The following is a 15,274-nucleotide window of genomic DNA, read 5'->3' on the forward strand; positions in this document are numbered from 1 at the left end:
CGCGCCTCCGCAGTTGGATCGTGGGCTTCCAGCGGTCGACCCCCGAAAATAGTCTGAATCCCATCCCGCAAAACCACCGCCCGCATCGAAGGAGATCGGCGAGATGAGACCACTGCGCTACTCGATCAACGTCACGCTCGACGGCTGCGTCCATCACGAGGCGGGCGTCGCTCCTGATGAGGAGCTGATGGGCTTCTGGACGGCTGAGATGCAGCGGGCGGATGCCGTGCTCTATGGCCGAACGACCTACGAGATGATGGAGTCCGCGTGGCGTCGCCCGGCATCCGGAGTCTGGCCGGACTGGATGAGCGAGTGGGAGATCCCTTTCGCCGAGGCCATCGATCGCGTGCCGAAGCACGTCGTTTCGCGCACGCTGGATGCGGTCGACTGGAACGCCGAGCTCATCCGAGGCGACGTGGGTGAGGCCGTTCAGCAGCTCAAGCGGCAGCCGGGCCAGGGCCTGTCCGTCGGTGGGGTGACTCTCCCTCGCGCGCTCGCTGAGCTGGGGTTGATCGACGAGTACACGTTCGTCGTACATCCGATCATCGCGGGGCACGGGCCGCGATTGTTGGATGGGCTGAGTGAGCGGACGCGGCTGGAGTTGGTGGAACGAAGGGAGTTCGGGTCGGGGGCGGTCGCACACACCTGTCGGTCGGTGCGCTCGGCTTGATCGTGGAGATACCTGCCGGTTCCCCGACGCGTCACCAACATAGTGAAGCCTGCGAAGGCGCCGAAGATCGCCACGGATCCCAGCACGAGGATCCAGAGACCGGCGCCGTCCTGATAGACGACGCTCAGGTAGATCAGCAGGAGGAGGCTGCCCGCGGATCCGCCGATGCCTGCTCCGATGGCCATACCTCGGTCGGCCTTCGCTGCATCGAAATAGGTCGGCGCCGTGAACCTCTCGACGAACGCACCGAGCGCTGCGGTCAGGCCCGAGATGATGCCGGTCACGACCGTCGGGATCATCATGAGCCAGATGATCCATCCGATGCTGGCTTGCGAATCAGGCAGGTGGCTGACTACCGCAACCGCCTGCGTCGCCGCCATCACCGTGGTGAAGAGACCGAGGCCGAAGAGGGCGAGGGGGAGGGTCGGCACGCGCGTCTTGCTCCTTGATGCGACCGAGTGATCAGCGCGCGGTTCTTCAGAGACGTCCCCCATGCGGCGACTCTATCGCCGGGCGGTTCCTAGGCCCTGGAGTCTTGCGCGGGTCTGCGGCACCCGCCCACCTCAGTAACCTGTTCAGGTGCCCCGTCCCCGAAGTGAAGCAGCGCGCCAGTCTGTGCTCGAGGCGATGCGCGCTGCCGTGGTGGCCGGCACCTACGAAGCCGTGACGATCGAGGGGCTTGCCGAGACCGCCGGAGTCGCCAAGCAGACGATCTACCGCTGGTGGCCGTCGAAGGCGGCGATCCTCGGTGAGGCGCTGCTCGAAGGAGACCTTCCAGGAGCCGACCCCGCCGTCGCGATGAGCGATGACATCCGGGCCGACCTGCATGCCTGGTTCTCCGCGATGTCCGCCGGGCTCGCGAGGCCCGAAGGTGTCGCACTCGCCCGGGCGCTGATCGCGGTGACCGCCACCGACCACGAACTCGGCCTGGCGCTCAACGAGCGTCTCGCGGCTCCGATCCGCTCGTGGGTCGCCGAACGGATCGCGCGTGGACAGGTCGACGGGCAGGTGCGGGCAGACGTGGATGCCGACGCGATCGCCGACCAGCTCATCGCCATGGCGTCGTACGCGGCGTTGATCGGTCAGCCGTTGAGCGCAGAGCGGGTCGAGGAGACGGTGACGCGGCTGCTGCGAGGCATTGCGCGATAGGTCACGCCCGTGGGTTGCACCGTCGCCGAGCTGGTGTCAGCGCCCAGGTCAGCGCGCGGGTTGTCCCTCCGGTGTGCGCCGCGACCGTCGTCGCGTCCGGATGATGCCCACCTGCCAGGCGAGCGCGCACAGCGCCCAGACGACGCATGCGATTCCCCCTGCGGCCGCAGCAGCAGGCAGTAGGTCGAGACCGCCGGCAGTTCCCTCGAGGTCAGCCCGCACACCGGAGGCGAACAGCGTGGTGGCGCCCCACCAGGTCAATGCAGCGCCGATCACGGCCGCCACGGAAATCAGAAACAGTCGAAGTCGCATCACGGGTCTCGGTTCGTCAGCGTGGCTTGAACGGTACTACAGAGCTGTCTGAACTAGAAGCAGTCGCTGCCCCGGAATCCGGGTGAACGTCTCGTCCGAGCGGATGCAGGGGAGGTCCGCGGTGATGGCCTCGTGCCTTCGAGGGCGGGCGTGCGATCGGCGAGAGCGTCGAGATCGCGATGAGGGTTCCGCCGAACGAGCGGCTGAAGTGCCCGCGGGCGGTGCCGACTACGGAGTGCAGTACGCGAGCATCGCGTCGGTCGCCGCACGCATCTCTGTCGTCGCCGCGTCCAGGCCTGTGATGTCACCCGCGATGGCCTTCTCGCCCTCGGCAGCGAATGCGTCGATGCTCGTCGTCCACGAGTCGCGGAGCGTGACGAACTCCTCGGGTCCGTCGACACCGCGGATGTTCTCGGCGACCGTCTGGACTTCATCGAGAGCCGCCTGCGCGGCCTCGGGAGTCGGCGAGCTGACGCTGCCGATCACACCCGTCACCTGCGCGGCCTGAGCGGCGACCTGGCCGCACGCAGCGATGGTCGACGCCTGCGAACATCCGGAGAGCAGGAGGATGCCGACGGCCAGCGACGCGAGCGTGGGGAGCTTCTTCATAAGGCCAGGGTAGGCGGGGCAGATATGAACCTCGCGTGGTTTCACTCCTGGGTGTGCTGCAATTCCTTGGCATTCAACCGAGTGAGCCAAGCGTCGGCATTCAGCGCATGACCTCGGAGTGATGAGCCGATCCATCCCAGCGCGCCTGGAACTCTCCACCGAGCAGTCTGTTCCAGCGAGCTCGCTCATCCGGTTTTTGCAGGTACAAGATCACGCCGCGAAGTCGCCACGTTACATGCATGAGGTCGATGCAGTGCTGGATTAGGTCTTCAACACTGAGAATCTCCGGATCGCGGTCGAAGCTGTAGTCATGGTCGCGTTCGAACCGGAAGCGCTCGATGGACGCGTCGGTGTACGCGCTCATCAGGTGGTGCACGTTACTGTTTCGCTTCTCGTAGGCTTCCAGTGCTTCTCCCGCCATCGACTGGCATGCAACGCGACCCTCGTACGAGAATGCAGGATTCTGTGAGATCTCCCGACGAAACGTTCGTACCAGATCGGAGAATCGCAGCCGAGTGGACGGGTCGAATGCAGTGTCAAGAGTCATCAAGACTGACCGCAGTGCCCCTTCCATCTCGACGGCATGTCGAACGGACACGCCCACAAGCATGGTGACCTGGTCCTCCAGCGGTAGATTGCGCAGCTGCTCAAGGTCCATGCCGTCAGACTAGGGCCTCGAATCGCCTGTACGTATTGGGGTGCAGCTAGGATCCGGATCCTCGAGCGACAGGAGCTGCCGATTCCACGCTTTCAGATGCGGTATCGGTGGGAATCTATCTTCGTCAAGGGAGCGCAAGAGGAGGTCCTTGGAAGAGAACGCCTCTGCCGTTCGGGTCGGCAGGGGCGGGTCATCGGGGGTGCTTACTGCACCGACCATCCCCCATCGGATGCCAGCACGGCACCGTTGATGTTCACGGCGTCGTCCGACAGCAGGAACGTGATCGACGCGGCGAGGTGCTCGGCAGTCGCAACCGTCGGGATCGCCTGCTGGAACGGGGCCAGGCGTCCGGAGCCGTACTCCGACATGTTCGGGGGCATCGGGATGCCGGTGGCGACACCTCCCGGTGCGACGGAGTTCACGCGGATGCCCTTCGGCCCATACATGAACGCCGCGGACTTCGTGACGCCGACGATGCCGTGCTTGCTGGCCGTGTAGGCGTTGCCCGATGCGTTGCCGCGCAGTCCCGCTTCGCTCGAGACGTTGAGGATCGAGCCGCGGCCGGCCTTCTCCATGATCGGCAGCACCGCGCGCATGAGCTTGAACGGAGCGGTGAGGTTGATGGCGATGACGCGGTCCCAGACGGCATCCGTCGTCTCGCCCGTGGGGGAGAAGTCGTCGTTGATGCCGGCGACGTTCGCGAGGGCGTCGATGCGGTCGCCCGCAGCGGCGATGACGGCGTCGATCGCGTCCTGCTTCGTGAGGTCACCGGCGACGGTGGTGATGTCGGCGTCCGGCAGCTCGGCCTTCAGCGCGTCGAGCTTGTCGGCGGCGATGTCGGAGGCGATGACGCGTCCGCCTTCGCGGGCGATGCGGGATGCGGTGGCCTTGCCGATTCCGGATGCTGCGCCCGTGACGATCACGGTCTTGCCGGCGAAGCGGCCGGTGGTGGGCTTCTCGGTCCATCCCTCGGACTCGTCGGCCTCGGGGATCTCGCCGCCGTTGGCTGCGCGCACGAGGTCGTCGACGACCGACTGGGGGAGCTGGCCCTGGCTCATCGCGACAAGCTGCTGCAGCGGGAGTCCGAGCACGGGGGTGAGGAGCTCGGGGTCGGCGCCCGTCTGCTCGAAGAGTGCGCGGATGAGTGGCCCGCCGGTCGGGTCGTTCATCCAGTCGCCGATGGTGGAGTGTGCGGTGAGGGCCATGGTCGAGCTCCTTGAGGGTGAGGTTTCGCAACGGTGCGTCTACTTATCAAGAAGTGTACGCCTGCCGCTGTCGAGACGCGGCGCGACGAACTCAAGTCCACGCTGGCGTGCATATCGGTATTCCGCTAGCGTCGGCTCATGTGCCGCCAAACCCATCTTGGACCTATGAGGAACTAGTTCTTGCAGTCGATTTGATCGATCGCCGCAAGTGGGTTGGGGGTGGCTCTCGCACTCCTGAAATCGTCGAGCTGTCCGAACTGCTGCGCGCAATCAACTTCCCGAGGTTCGAGAGTTTAAACTCGAGTTTTCGCTCTCCAAACTCGGTTTCGATGAAGCTTGGAAACCTCAAAGGAGCCAACCAGGGCGTCGATGGCGGACTTCGATCAACCGGCCGCGAGAGGGAAGTGGTTGCGCAGTTTCTGTCCGACCGGCCCATCATGCGAGCGCTGGCGAATTCGCTACGGCAAAGTGCGCGTTCGACGATGGGATCTGAGGCGCCGGGCAACGTGACTCTCGATGGGGAGGAGACTCTGGCAGCTGTCGAAGGCGGCCCTCGGTACGTGAAGGCGATACGTCGGGAGAGAAGCGCTTCCTTGCGAAAGGCGAAGCTCGCCGAGGTCACGGAGTCCGGACGGCGGATCGCGTGCGAAGTCTGCCACTTTGATTTTGCCCGCTCCTACGGGGAAATCGGCGTCTCTTACATCGAAGTGCACCATCGAACCCCTCTGCACGTTTCTGACGAGGTAGAGAGCTCTCTGGCCGACCTTGCGTTGCTGTGCAGCAACTGTCATCGGATGATTCACCGTCACGGCTGGTTCACCGTCGACCAGCTCGTCGTGCTCTGGAAGTCGGCGCAGCAACTCACCTAGGCGGATTCGGTGCCGCCAAGGACGCTCGAGACGCTCCGAAGACCTGAGTGCACGCACGGATCTCTCGGCTACTGCCCCGGATCAGTCCATTCTGCGGCGAGAACTTACGCCGCACGCCTGCCGATCACTCGCGTTGCGCCGTACGTCAGATCCGCCAGATCTTTTCGTGAGCGGTCTTAGCCATGAGAGCCGTGTGACGTCGAACGCTCCTCGGAGTCCACTCCTTGATCGAGGCAAGGTGCGCCGGAATGCTGTAACCGTCAGCCTTGAGCACTCGAATCTTCTCGACAGGGTCCAAGTTTCCGATCTCCCCATTCTTCTTCGCGTCGAGGAGGAAGAGGTTTCCAAGCATTCCGATATCGTGATCGTCCCACGACCCCCCGCTTGATGACTGCGGTTGCAGGTGTTCGATAGTCAGCTCGTCCCAGTCGACGGCGAATTTGAACTCCTCATGCTCGGCGAACTTACGAAGTATGTATCGAACCAGGCCCTTCTGCTTGGTGAATTTGTCCGTGTACACGATCTCGTCGAAGCTCAGCTTGAATTCAGGAAGGCTGGGGGCGCGTTCGCGCAGTTTTTTGGTTAGCGTCTGGATCTCGGCCGTTGATTGAGTGGCATCAGAGCTCTCGTGAAGCCGTCGGGCGAATGCCGCGTACATTGCAGAGGTTCCACCAGATGATCGGGATGAAGTCACAGCGGTGTAGGTGAAATGGAACTTTTCGATGGCTTCGACGGCTTCGACGAGCCGGGCATACTTGAGCTTCTTATCTCTGTACGCGCGGACAAGAGAGAGCAGGGCGGGCGTGGGTTGAGCTACTCGAAACAGTTGGATCGCTGCGAGGGACTGAGCAACGCGTCGCTCATTCTTCTCCCACATGAATGTTGGCTCGTGGATGGAACGGTATAGGGCGGCGTCGGATACGAGGGCGTCGAGGTAAGTCATTGCGTTCTTCGCAGAGATCTTCTTCTTCATGCCTGCGTATAGCTTCTTGACAGGGATCGCTTCATGCCTCGAGGCCCAGAAATGATAGAAGAAGGCATCGGTTTCGATATCGGCGGCTGAGTCATGGATCTGCTCCAGAATGGATGTCCATTTGATCTTTACTGCATCAACCGACCCCTTCGCCTTTAGCAGTTTTGTCAAGAGATTCTTGGCTAGGTCTGTCACCGAGAGATCTTTGCCTCGAGTATTGAGCGTCTCGAAGATCAAATATGCGTCGTCCTCGTTCTCCAGCTTGACGAGGATTAGCTTGAGATTCAGTGCCGAGTCTCTCACCTTCATTAGCTTGGCGATCTTTGCGCTAAGTTTCTGGTCTGCTGGGATGCTCTCATCCAGATCAACAACATTCAAAAGACTTTGAACCTTCGACGTGAGAAGTTCGTCTGCTCGCCTGAGCGTCTTCTCTTCGATCTGTTCGGGAATGTTCGCTAAGTCGGCCTCCCCGTACTTCAAGATCTTCTCCTGAAGGTATGGGAAGGAGGTCTCGGTGCGGAGAACGTACTCGTTCTTATTCGAGCGGTTTTTTCGCTCGATGAGCTGGTGCAGCCCCTCGGCGAGATCGGTGTCTTCAAGCGCCGCGAAGGCGTCTCGCAGGGCGCAGAGAAGTAGAGTGATGGTTGTGAGGCGTTGCTGTCCGTCAACCACACTGAGCTCTTGCTTGCTTTCGCGATACACGACCATCGAACCGATGAAGTAATCTTCCCCCTCCGTAGACATGACGTCGTCCCAGAGGTCCGAGATATTCTCGTCATCCCACGAGTAAGGTCGCTGAAATCTGGGGATATTGAAGAACTTCCCTTCCAGCAAGCTTTCGACATCAATGTCTTCGGATTCGATCTTCAAAGCAACCTCCGGCTCAAAAACTGAACATTAGTTCTACGGCGCCAGAATAGTGGGGTTCCGCGGCCCGCCGCTAGCCTCTTGGTCGATGTTGCTGGGTCGATGGATCGCGACGACCTTGGGTCTGATCGCCCGCGCCTAGTGAGATGGCGCGCTTACCACGACGACGAGGTGAGAATCGTGGCTTAGTCACGCGGGGTGCTTGTGACAGCAATCTCTTGGAACCGTAGGCGGGTGCTTTCGCGAACGTTACGCCGGTTGAGGGCATCCACGACATAAATCTGAAACGCATCGCGCTGGTCGAGCTCGGATGTGTCTTTGTGCGCGAGCGCCACTAGCTCCGGGTATTGGAGGTACTGGTACGCAACCGGTACTCCATGCATAGTCTCGTGAAGCGGGAGGTCTGCGTCGCGGCTATGCGACACAAAGACGACTTTGATTGACCACTTGCTTGGATCATCGAGGTTGGCCCAGGACTCATCGAGTCGCTGCTTAACAATTCGGGCGAGGGAACGGCGGTGGTCCCGAACGTAAGTCCGTGACAGATGTCCGCCGTGAGCCTCGACTGCAACCGCCGAGCGATCGTCAACTTTCGCGAACTCGACGTCTCCGAGCTTGTGCCGACTGAAGTTTGAGGCGTTTACGCCGTCGCCGAGGCCCCGCGGTCGCCAGTCAGGCAGTGCATAGGCGAGATAGCTTAGGTAGTCGACAACTCGCTGTTCGATGACACCTCGGGTCGAGGTCTCGGTGGCCGAGACGGAGTTGACGACGGTCTCGATTAGCTCGCGCGTGGGGTCGACGTCCAAGCTGCTGGGTTCGGTTGTCCGCAAGTCGACGATTCTCCATAGCCAAGCTCGGAGCACGCTTGCGGCTTCCCGGCGAGAGACGGCGGGTAATGCCTCGAGGGCCTGGACCAGAGTCACGAGAGCGTGTGCATCCTCTCCGCCTCGGTTCCGAGACCAGGTCCGATTTAGGGTTTCAATCGCTTTGGCGTTGTTTAGGACCGGATTTCCAGTCACCGCGGGATAGTTCGCAAAAAGGGTGTCGCCCGATTTGCCGCGCGGCCGGAACTCGTATAGGTAACTAGCGGGATGATCGAAGTACTCGAGCGGAGTGAGGCACCAGTGCAGTATCTGTAGATACGGCCATACTGGATCTACTGTGCTGGCTTCTGAGCGGCAGAGTGACTTCAGGAGGTCAGCTACCGGGTGTTCCCGGATCCACGGCTGAAGAACTTCGGCCGCGATCTCGATTGTCTCCTCGGCAGTTGAATCGGGGAACAGGTCTGACGACAGGTTTCGGTCGCGCTGCCATAGTGCTGCGTATTCGGGTCCGCTGGGAAGCGTCGGCAATAGTTTGAGAGCTCGGGCGATGACAGCAATTGATCCGTGCGAGACATCTAGAGCGGCGTCAGTCGAAGCGAGGAGCCGCGCCACCTGCGTACACGAGAAGCGTTCTTCCTTGAGCAGGTGACCAATTAGGCCTGCGCGAGACAGAAGGTCCCGTGCGACAGCATGTGTCAGGCCTGCGACATCGTTCGAGCGAGCGCGGAGCTTCGTATACATCCCCAGGTACGAGCGTGCGTTGACGGCGCGAAGGACGTCGGGGGTAAATTTGAGCGCAACATCGATGACGCTCCGGAGTGTCGAACTGACTTCGCCCTGCTGGGCCCATGCATCGAGGTCTTCCCGCAAAACAATCGCGAGGTCATCGGACGTGAAGCCCTGCGTGTCGGCGTAGCTCTCGAGTGCCTGCATGACTGAGTCGTGCGCGGTTCGCTCGATCGGGAGCAATAACGCGCGCACCTCCTGCGAGAGTGGCGTGCCCATGACCTCGTATCTCCGTTCGACAGCGGCTTGCTGCCATACTGGCATGAGTTGCGGCGATTTCGCCCGCATCGCGCGGAGAGCTCGTTGTTATGTTCGACACGCCGAGACGGCCGCCACCACCTGAGCTCGGTCGGTTATCCTAATCTGATGACCCCTCAGGACCTTGACTCGCGCCGCTCCACCCGCGGGCCGAGCGACTACAGCGATGTGGATGTTGTGGAGCGTCCGATCGGAACCTTCATTTCCCTCTATGCCGGAGCTGGAGGGCTTGACATCGGGTTCGCGCTGGCGGGATTCGCTCCCGTTTGGGTTAGTGAACTCGACGCGGACGCGCTGCGCACGCATGATGGGATCTTCGATCAACTGAAGACGGAACGACCGCATTTGTCCGGGGTGGACTACGAAGCGAAGGTTGGCGATATCCTCGCCCTTGACGAGGATGAGCTCCCACGGCGCGGCGACGCTGATCTTGTTATTGGCGGTCCGCCCTGTCAGGGATTCAGTGTCGCAGGCAAGATGGATCCGCACGATGAGCGATCGAAGCATGTATTCCATTTCATGGACGTGGTCGATCGGGTTCAGCCGAAGGCGTTCGTGCTCGAGAACGTGAAGGCTCTGTACCAGAATCGTCGCTGGGCGGGGATACGCGACGGACTGCGAGCGCGAGCCGATGAACTCGGGTACGACACCGTTCTCACGCTCGCCAACGCATCGCATTTCGGAGTCCCGCAGGCTCGCGAGCGGATGTTCCTAATCGGAATTAGACGAGGGTTTGGTCTGCCAGGCATGCCGATACCCACAACAGCGGATGATCCGCCGACTGTTCGACAGGCGTTGAGGCAGCTTCCGCCTTACGGCCAGACCGGAAACGACTCTCGCTGTACGGCGAAGATCACGCTCGCGAAAGCGCCGGTGCTCAGGAGATCGCCTTACGCTGGAATGTTGTTCAACGGCGCTGGGCGCCCGCTAAATCTCGATGCCCCATCGATGACGCTCGCGGCTTCTATGGGAGGAAACAAGACTCCGATCGTCGATCAGACTGACCTCGATGGCGAATCCGTGCGGTCATGGGTCGTCGACCACCACGCGAGCCTATGGGCTGCCGATGGGATGCACGCCACGGAGAACGTTCCTGCGCATCTACGTCGACTGACCGTCGAGGAGGCGGCTGCGATTCAGAGCTTCCCACTCGGTATGAAGTGGGAAGGTCCCCAGTCGGCGAAGTTCCGGCAGATCGGAAATGCCGTGCCTCCGCGCCTGGCGTTGGCAGTCGCAGAAGCCGTTAAGGTGTCGCTGGGTTTAACGAACGCAGGTTGAAGGTCGCGGCCGATATCGCTTTGAGGCCAGAGGCTACTAAGGGCCAATGGCCCGCTTCCGCGGCGCAGCACTCCGTGGCGGCTCCGCCCGCAAACGCCCGCTGACCTGACGCATCACTCGAGCGAGCATCTCCACATCGTCTGCATCGAGCGACTCGAATAGATGCGTCTTCACCGCTTCGATGTGCCCCGGGAGCACCTTCGCCAACACATCCCGGCCTTCGTCCGTGATCGCGACGATCGTGCTGCGCTCGTCCTCCGGTGACGGCCCGCGCGTGACGAGCCCGCGCTCCTCCAAAGACTGCGCCTGATACGTCAGCCCACTCCGGCTGTAGACGACGCCATCCGCAAGATCAGTCATTCGCTGCGCCCCATCCGGAGCGTCGCCGAGCCGCGCGAGCAGCTGGAACTGCACGTAGCTGAGCTTGCCGACGTCGCGCAGCTGCTTCTCTACCGCATGCCGCAGCAGGCTGCTCACCTCGGTGAAGGCGAAGTAGGCCGCGAGCTCCGTCGAGGAGAGCTGAGGGGGTCGTGTGCTCATGGATCCAGTATACGTGTTGCTTCGAATTCGAAGCAGTGCTAACATCAATCTATTGCTTCGAATTCGAAGTACCTGACGAGAGGAAAGATCATGAAGGCAGTACGGTTCCACGAAGTGGGCGGCCCCGAGGTTCTGCAGTACGAGGAGATCGACCAGCCCATCCCGGGCGCCGGCCAGGTGCGGCTGCGCATCGCAGCATCCGCGTTCAGCGCCGCCGACAACGGCATGCGAGCGGGATTCCTGCCGATTCCGGTGGTGCTGCCGCACGTCCCCGGATACGACGTCTCCGGAACGATTGACGCCCTGGGCGACGGAGTCGACGGGTTCGCTGTGGGTGACGCGGTGATCGCCTTCCTGCCGATGGCGACCGACGGCGGAGCTGCGGAGTACGTCATCGCCCCGGCGGATGCGCTCGTCGCGGCGCCGACCAGCGTGCCGCTCGCGGATGCCGCAGCACTCCCGTCGGTCGCGCTGACCGCGCGTCAGGCGCTCTTCGACGAGGGTGGTCTCGAGGCAGGGCAACGAGTGCTCATCGTCGGCGCCGGCGGAGTCGTCGGCAAGTGCGCGATCGCCCTGGCGAAGCGTGCGGGCGCGTACGTCATCGCGACGGCCAGCCCGCGGAGTGTGGGTGCTGTGCGTGCGGCGGGTGCCGACGAGATCATCGACCACACCGAGACCGACGTCCTGGATGCCGTCACCGAGCATGTTGACCTCCTGCTCAACCTGGCTCCCATCGAGCCGGAGGAGTTCACCGCCCTGGTGCGACTCGTGCGAGATGGGGGAGTCGTGGTGAGTACCACCGCGTGGATGGCAGCGCCGGATGACGCCGACCGTGGTGTGAATTCTGTAGTGGTATTCGTTCGGAGCGATGCGGAGAAGCTCGCCGAGCTTGTCTCGCTGGTCGACAGTGGTGTGCTCACTTTGGAGGTCACGCGGCGGATCCAGTTGACCGAGCTTCCGGCGCTGCACGCGGAGGCGGCCGAGGGGCCGATCTCGGGCAAGGTCATCGTCATCCCGTAACGATCGGCACTCCGATCGCCGCATTGGCCCCGGGCGCGCCTTGTTCGCGCATCCGGGACCAAGCCGCGAATGATCGGGGTGGCTGGTTCAGTCGAGCGCAGCGCGCTGCTCGGTATATGCCGCTCGGACCCGCACTCGGATCTCTTGCGCTTCCTCGTCGGCGACGCGCATGAGTTCCAGGAGCTTTCTGTGGTGAGCCCAGTGCTTCTCCCACAGCTCCGTCCCTACGGCTGCTTCGAACTCGATTCTTGTAGGAACGCCGCGGTCCTCGTACTCCTGCAGCCGCGCGATCCGCTCCTCGATGTCAGGGATGCCCCGAGCCGCAGGAGATAGTCGAGCGGTGCTGCGCATCCAGGTGAGCCAATGCTTGTTGCCCTTGCTCTGGTTGCACTTGCCGCACGCCGGTACGAGATTGTGGATCTCCGAGATATACCCTGTGGGCCGCTGGTGCTGGACGAGAGGGCGGAGGTGATCCCACTCCGTGCTTGTGTCGCCGCAATACGAGCAGGTGACGCGTTCGAGCATTCCGAGGACTTCGAGAGCCTCGCGTACCTCAGCTTCTGACGGCACGATGACGGGGATCAGGCCGTTGACGAACGAGTTCGTGATGCTTGAACTGCGTCCGGTAATGCGCACGGGCTTCGGCATCGCGAACTGCCCGATGTAGGTCACGGTGTTTGCGTCGCCTTCGGCGGCTGCAGGGGTGTCGCTCACTCCTGGGGCTCGTCTTTCGAACCGCGACGCCTGAACGTGCGGCCGGCGAGACCCGCGAAGGATCCTGCGATCTCCTTCGCCTTGTCGACGCCCTCGGTACCGGCGCGAGCGGCGACACCGACACCGTCGGCGCCGATCCGGCGGGCTACACCCACTCCATCGCCGCCTGCTTTGAGTAGACCGTCGCGGGTGTCAGCAACCGCCGACGCCCAGCGCCGCGACTCCAGCGATTCTGCGACGGCTTCGATGCCGAGGCGCGCGTGGAAATTTCCGACCGCACCAGCGACCTTGTTCCGCGATCGCACGATTGTCGGCGACTCGATCGGGTTGAGGAGAACCTTCGAGTTCGCGATCGACGCCGCCCCATCCATTCGGTCGAGGAGCTGTCGAGTGGTACGCGCGATCAGGTCTGCGCGGTTCGTTCGAGCCGTCCGCAATGCGACTCGATGCTGATCGAGTTCTTCCGGCGACGATCTGAAAACCCGGTCGAGTTCGATCACTCCCATCGCCTCCTGCAGATAGAAGCAGTGCGCGAGCACGGCCAGCCAATCCTGCACTTGGCGGTCGGTCTTCTTCGACGCGTCGGCGAGGTCGCTCACCGACTTGCTCTGGAGCTTGTCGGCGAGCGCGTCGATCTGACGCAGTGCATACGCCTGAGTGCGGGCGATCGTCATCGCACTCCCCTGCACCTTGGACCAGGTCACTTCAGAGACGCCTCCGACTTCCTTGCGGATCGTCATCGCCTCTTCGAGCATCATGTCGACGCCGATCATGTCGGCGAGGACGGCGTCTTTCTGTGCTCGTAGAACGTCGTCTACTTTCTCGTCGATGATGGCGAGGTAGTCCGTGATCTCGTCCATGGTCTGCTGCATCGCAACTTGCGCCATGATCCCTGCAACCCCGGCAAGCATCGCCGGGTTCGTGAGCATTGCCCCTGGCGTCTTGAGGAACTGGAGGTTCTTCGCAAACTGTCCGGTGGGCGCTCGGAGCGTGGCGTGGAGATGGCCGCTCGATGAGTTGGTCACTTGGGCCGTCTTGGGCAGCTTCTGCACGGCCGCCCATGACTCTTCCGTGAGCTTCATCCAGCGGCCCGAGTTGGCGGCGACCTCGGAGCCGGCCTTGGTGACCGCAGCGCCGCCGCCGAATATGGTGCTCAGCCTTGGCAGGTCCAATTCGCGCGACTCGAGTCGATTCGACGCCAGGAATATCTCGATCGAGGATGATGACCCGATCAGGGCGATTCCGTCTCCGTCGCTGACGATCTCGATCTCGCTCAGGTCTGCGTCACCCATGGATCTTGCCCTCCCGTCGCGGCCCACCGGTGGGCACACCTTTGATCATGGCGCACTCGCGGTAGATCTAGGCTGAATCAGTTGTGTCAAACGCGATCGTGACAGACCGATAACTCCTGTGTTGTGGCTACTCCGAGGAGGGCCGGCGTCGCGAATCGCCGAGGCGCTAGAGAGCATGACAGGGGACAAGCGGGAAGAACCTCAGATCGGTGCGTGTGCTCGCGGCACCGTTCACCCAGTCAGGAAGGCGGGACAGCTCTTGACCGAGTAGTAACGGGGCGACGCCAACGAGACCGACCGTAGGGTGTGACGCTGGGTGCCTCGAATCCTGGCGGAAGCGACGATGCTCACTGCTCAGATCGACGGGCGTTACCCCTCAGAAGCATCCGGTTCGCGAGGGATCAGCTTTCTTCCGGAACTGAAGTGTGGTCGACAGCTCTGAGTTCGATCTTTCCAGCCTCGATCTCCGCATCGGAGAGCTCCAGATCGCAGAAAGGGCAATTGAGGTCAATTTCATAAGAGATGTCGTACGTGTACGAGCCGCTGATCCAAACAGTTTCGACGTCGATGATTCTGGCCGACAACTCGGCGGCGCGGTTGCACGCGGGGCATTCGACCTTCTCGATCCGATCGATTCCTGGATCATCAATATCGTTGGTTGAGCGCCTAGCTTCCGCTCGCACTCGACGAGCTGCTTCACCAATCTTGTGACTCACTCGCTCCCGCAGAGCGTGGACTCCGGAGGCTAGTTCTTCGACCAGCTCCGCCGAAATTCCGGGACCCGATGCGGCAAGTTGACTTAGCCAAGTGATGAGACGATCTCTCAGCGTCTCGCAGTCCACAGGCGCGATGCCGAGGTGGACTGCCGCATTGCGTTCCTGGAGTATTTTCTGCGCCAACTCCGGTGATTCGATCGCACGAAGGGAGCACGCTGCCCCTAAAGCCATGCTCGCCGACAACGATGTTCGCGCCCGGTGGTTCGATGCCTCCTCATGATGCATCGAACCGCGGAGAAGACCGGTCAGGGCATTGTTCTTGCTGAGGTCGAATGCGAGGGCTGGATGTTCGAGCGCGAGAACCCCCTTACTGATTATCTCAATGGTCGCACCGGCGCGGTAGGCGAAGTCGATCTGATCGAACTTCGAGCTGCCCTCCGGCTCGAACATCAGCGCTCTGATCGCGTGCTCTTTGCCTATCTCGAGCAGGTGTCGGGCGAGAGTCTGTTGAGCATCCACGGACTGATCATCGCA

The 15,274-nt window shown here is 62.1% G+C and carries 16 protein-coding genes; 6 read left to right on the top strand and 10 right to left on the bottom strand.

Going from position 1 to position 15,274, the window contains the following annotated elements:
- Positions 1–103 precede the first annotated feature (103 nt).
- From OPU70_RS11995 to OPU70_RS12005, 3 genes are all read left to right on the top strand, one after another.
- Positions 104–670, top strand: coding sequence for a dihydrofolate reductase family protein (locus tag OPU70_RS11995; protein WP_498557874.1), 567 nt, complete (start codon positions 104–106; stop codon positions 668–670).
- Between the two features lie 225 nt (positions 671–895).
- Complete coding sequence (locus tag OPU70_RS12000; protein WP_498557875.1) at positions 896–1,132, top strand: hypothetical protein; 237 nt, start codon at positions 896–898, stop codon at positions 1,130–1,132.
- 117 nt (positions 1,133–1,249) lie between these two features.
- Positions 1,250–1,819 carry a TetR/AcrR family transcriptional regulator gene (locus OPU70_RS12005; protein WP_498557876.1) on the top strand — a complete coding sequence of 190 codons (570 nt, stop codon included), beginning with the start codon at positions 1,250–1,252 and terminating at the stop codon, positions 1,817–1,819.
- A gap of 48 nt (positions 1,820–1,867) precedes the next feature.
- Here OPU70_RS12005 and OPU70_RS12010 read toward each other — a convergent pair whose 3' ends face one another.
- The 4 genes from OPU70_RS12010 to OPU70_RS12025 form a co-directional block, all read right to left on the bottom strand.
- Positions 1,868–2,104: a hypothetical protein gene (locus OPU70_RS12010; RefSeq protein ID WP_498557877.1), complete on the bottom strand. Its 237-nt coding sequence runs from the start codon at positions 2,102–2,104 to the stop codon at positions 1,868–1,870.
- 255 nt (positions 2,105–2,359) lie between these two features.
- Positions 2,360–2,740, bottom strand: coding sequence for a hypothetical protein (locus tag OPU70_RS12015; RefSeq protein ID WP_498557878.1), 381 nt, complete (start codon positions 2,738–2,740; stop codon positions 2,360–2,362).
- Between the two features lie 100 nt (positions 2,741–2,840).
- On the bottom strand, positions 2,841–3,398 hold the full coding sequence (locus OPU70_RS12020; RefSeq protein ID WP_498557879.1) for a hypothetical protein: 558 nt from the start codon (positions 3,396–3,398) through the stop codon (positions 2,841–2,843).
- Between the two features lie 203 nt (positions 3,399–3,601).
- Positions 3,602–4,603 (bottom strand): SDR family NAD(P)-dependent oxidoreductase, encoded by a 1,002-nt coding sequence (locus tag OPU70_RS12025; RefSeq protein WP_498557880.1) that lies wholly within the window; start codon positions 4,601–4,603, stop codon positions 3,602–3,604.
- A gap of 329 nt (positions 4,604–4,932) precedes the next feature.
- On the opposite strand from OPU70_RS12025, the gene OPU70_RS12030 reads away from it, so the two are divergent.
- On the top strand, positions 4,933–5,472 hold the full coding sequence (locus OPU70_RS12030; RefSeq protein WP_498557881.1) for an HNH endonuclease: 540 nt from the start codon (positions 4,933–4,935) through the stop codon (positions 5,470–5,472).
- Between the two features lie 145 nt (positions 5,473–5,617).
- Here the strand turns inward: OPU70_RS12030 and OPU70_RS12035 are convergent, their stop codons facing one another.
- Positions 5,618–7,315: a DUF262 domain-containing protein gene (locus tag OPU70_RS12035; RefSeq protein ID WP_498557882.1), complete on the bottom strand. Its 1,698-nt coding sequence runs from the start codon at positions 7,313–7,315 to the stop codon at positions 5,618–5,620.
- Positions 7,316–7,497: 182 nt separating this feature from the next.
- Positions 7,498–9,069 carry a hypothetical protein gene (locus tag OPU70_RS12040; protein WP_498557883.1) on the bottom strand — a complete coding sequence of 524 codons (1,572 nt, stop codon included), beginning with the start codon at positions 9,067–9,069 and terminating at the stop codon, positions 7,498–7,500.
- 219 nt (positions 9,070–9,288) lie between these two features.
- Between OPU70_RS12040 and OPU70_RS12045 the strand changes: the two genes are divergently transcribed.
- Entirely contained in the window at positions 9,289–10,458 is a 1,170-nt protein-coding gene (locus OPU70_RS12045) for a DNA cytosine methyltransferase (protein ID WP_498557884.1), read from the top strand.
- Between the two features lie 36 nt (positions 10,459–10,494).
- Here OPU70_RS12045 and OPU70_RS12050 read toward each other — a convergent pair whose 3' ends face one another.
- Positions 10,495–10,998 (bottom strand): MarR family winged helix-turn-helix transcriptional regulator, encoded by a 504-nt coding sequence (locus OPU70_RS12050; RefSeq protein ID WP_498557885.1) that lies wholly within the window; start codon positions 10,996–10,998, stop codon positions 10,495–10,497.
- Between the two features lie 90 nt (positions 10,999–11,088).
- Between OPU70_RS12050 and OPU70_RS12055 the strand changes: the two genes are divergently transcribed.
- Positions 11,089–12,018, top strand: a complete 930-nt coding sequence (locus OPU70_RS12055) for an NADP-dependent oxidoreductase (protein WP_498557886.1) — start codon at positions 11,089–11,091, stop codon at positions 12,016–12,018.
- Positions 12,019–12,105: 87 nt separating this feature from the next.
- Here OPU70_RS12055 and OPU70_RS12060 read toward each other — a convergent pair whose 3' ends face one another.
- The 3 genes from OPU70_RS12060 to OPU70_RS12070 form a co-directional block, all read right to left on the bottom strand.
- Positions 12,106–12,732 (bottom strand): HNH endonuclease, encoded by a 627-nt coding sequence (locus tag OPU70_RS12060; RefSeq protein WP_498557887.1) that lies wholly within the window; start codon positions 12,730–12,732, stop codon positions 12,106–12,108.
- Complete coding sequence (locus OPU70_RS12065; protein ID WP_498557888.1) at positions 12,729–14,024, bottom strand: hypothetical protein; 1,296 nt, start codon at positions 14,022–14,024, stop codon at positions 12,729–12,731. The genes OPU70_RS12060 and OPU70_RS12065 overlap by 4 nt, the downstream gene beginning before the upstream one ends.
- 401 nt (positions 14,025–14,425) lie before the next feature.
- A complete protein-coding gene (locus OPU70_RS12070; protein WP_498557889.1) occupies positions 14,426–15,259 on the bottom strand; it encodes a hypothetical protein in 834 nt (277 codons plus the stop codon).
- Positions 15,260–15,274 lie beyond the last annotated feature (15 nt).

The organism is Microbacterium sp. SWDP-B6 (genome assembly GCF_059803615.1).

Excerpts from the sequence above, each read along its gene's own strand:
- OPU70_RS12055 (WP_498557886.1), top strand. The coding sequence starts at position 11,089 with ATGAAGGCAGTACGGTTCCACGAAGTGGGCGGCCCCGAGGTTCTGCAG.
- OPU70_RS12050 (WP_498557885.1), bottom strand. The coding sequence starts at position 10,998 with ATGAGCACACGACCCCCTCAGCTCTCCTCGACGGAGCTCGCGGCCTAC.
- OPU70_RS12025 (WP_498557880.1), bottom strand. The coding sequence starts at position 4,603 with ATGGCCCTCACCGCACACTCCACCATCGGCGACTGGATGAACGACCCG.
- OPU70_RS12030 (WP_498557881.1), top strand. The coding sequence starts at position 4,933 with ATGAAGCTTGGAAACCTCAAAGGAGCCAACCAGGGCGTCGATGGCGGA.
- OPU70_RS12045 (WP_498557884.1), top strand. The coding sequence starts at position 9,289 with ATGACCCCTCAGGACCTTGACTCGCGCCGCTCCACCCGCGGGCCGAGC.
- OPU70_RS12065 (WP_498557888.1), bottom strand. The coding sequence starts at position 14,024 with ATGGGTGACGCAGACCTGAGCGAGATCGAGATCGTCAGCGACGGAGAC.
- OPU70_RS11995 (WP_498557874.1), top strand. The coding sequence starts at position 104 with ATGAGACCACTGCGCTACTCGATCAACGTCACGCTCGACGGCTGCGTC.
- OPU70_RS12015 (WP_498557878.1), bottom strand. The coding sequence starts at position 2,740 with ATGAAGAAGCTCCCCACGCTCGCGTCGCTGGCCGTCGGCATCCTCCTG.
- OPU70_RS12040 (WP_498557883.1), bottom strand. The coding sequence starts at position 9,069 with ATGCAGGCACTCGAGAGCTACGCCGACACGCAGGGCTTCACGTCCGAT.
- OPU70_RS12020 (WP_498557879.1), bottom strand. The coding sequence starts at position 3,398 with ATGGACCTTGAGCAGCTGCGCAATCTACCGCTGGAGGACCAGGTCACC.